At 40.2% G+C, this 348-nt stretch carries 1 pseudogene; it reads right to left on the reverse strand.

The features are described from left to right. Window positions 1–219: 219 nt before the first annotated feature. Window positions 220–348, reverse strand: a pseudogene (locus H5187_RS24960) (DUF600 domain-containing protein); the annotation flags it as partial.

Raw genomic sequence — 348 nt, forward strand, 5'->3', positions numbered from 1 at the left:
CGTTGCTGTCATTGGCTTTATCATCAAATAATAATTCGTTGTGGGCTGCGGGGGAATTATGTCGCGGGGTAAACCCGCTGCTACGAATGCGTAGACTCGAATTTACTTGTGCAAAAATGAAAGGCTAGGGCGCTAACTTTAGATTCTGTTAGTGCCTAGCCTAACAATATCCATGTTGTTAAAGAGCGGTAAATTATTTATTTGAATCTAGGTTATGAATTAATGTGTTTGTTGTGCGGTAATAACGTCATCATCATTATTATCACGCTCAAAGTTGAGATTAAATTGACCTTGGCGATTAATGGTAAAAATAGCGCGTGTCCAGTTTTCTGGTTGGTGTTGGGTGGC

This window comes from Pseudoalteromonas sp. SG44-1 (assembly GCF_014164315.1).
GTDB classification, from domain to species: Bacteria; Pseudomonadota; Gammaproteobacteria; order Enterobacterales; family Alteromonadaceae; genus Pseudoalteromonas; species Pseudoalteromonas rhizosphaerae.